1 protein-coding gene is annotated in these 1,049 nt (G+C 70.4%); it reads left to right on the top strand.

Annotated elements, in window-relative coordinates:
- On the top strand, window positions 1–952 hold a 952-nt coding region (locus tag AB0M20_RS45510; RefSeq protein WP_364307905.1), incomplete at its 5' end, for an acyltransferase domain-containing protein.
- Between the last annotated feature and the right edge of the window lie 97 nt (window positions 953–1,049).

Raw genomic sequence — 1,049 nt, 5'->3', positions numbered from 1 at the left:
CCTGCCGTTCCACGACGTCGGCCTGGTCGCCGGGCACAGCGTCGGTGAGCTGGGCGCGGCCGCGCTCGCCGAGGTCATCACGCCGGAGACCGCGGTGACCCTGGCCGGAGTGCGTGGCCGCGAGATGGCCGCCGCCTGCGCGCTCGAGCCGACCGGCATGAGCGCGGTGCTGGGCGGCGACGCCGACACGGTGGTCGCCGCGATCGAGGCGGCCGGCCTCTACCCCGCGAACCGCAACGGCGCCGGCCAGATCGTCGCGGCCGGTGCGCTGGACGCGCTGGAGAAGTTCGCCGCCGCTCCCCCGGAGGGCGCACGGGTGCGCCCGCTCGCCGTGGCCGGGGCATTCCACACGCCGTTCATGGCGCCCGCCGAGACGGCGCTGGCTGCGCTCGCCGGCGGGGTCACCGTCACCGACCCGGCCCGCATCCTGCTGTCCAACTTCGACGGCACGGCCGTCGCCCACGGCCGCGAGATGCTGCAGCGCCTGGTCCGCCAGGTCACCGCGCCGGTGCGCTGGGACCTGTGCATGCGATCGCTGCGTGACCTCGGCGTCACCGCGATCCTCGAGTTGCCGCCGGCCGGCACCCTGGCCGGCCTGGTGAAACGTGAGCTCAAGGGCGATGGTGCCCCTGAGATCCTGACCCTGAACACCCCCGCCGACCTGCCGGCCGCCCGCGATCTGATCGCCCGGCACGGTGTGCAGCCCAGCCTCGAGCCGACCCCGCTCTTCCGGGTCGTGGTCGCGGCGAAAGCCGGCACCTTCCAGCGCGAGCTCTCTCTGGTCGAGGGCCGGCCCGTCGAGATCGGCCAGGTCATCGGCCAGGTGATCACGCGCCAAGGCGGCGTCGAGGTCACCGCCCACGCCGCCGGTGTGCTGACCGAGTGGCTGGCGCACCACGACGACCCGGTTGCGCCGGGGCAACCGGTCGCCCGCATCGGCGGACCGCAGTGATTTTGTCAACCAAACAAAAAATAAGTGGTTATAATGAATCGTTAATAAGCAAATTAAAGAGGGTTATAATGAACGAGAAAAATATAAAACACAGTCA

Origin of the sequence: Actinoplanes sp. NPDC051633, from assembly GCF_040681735.1 — a bacterium.
GTDB lineage: Bacteria > Actinomycetota > Actinomycetes > Mycobacteriales > Micromonosporaceae > Actinoplanes.
This window is presented reverse-complemented; position numbering and strand designations above follow the sequence as displayed.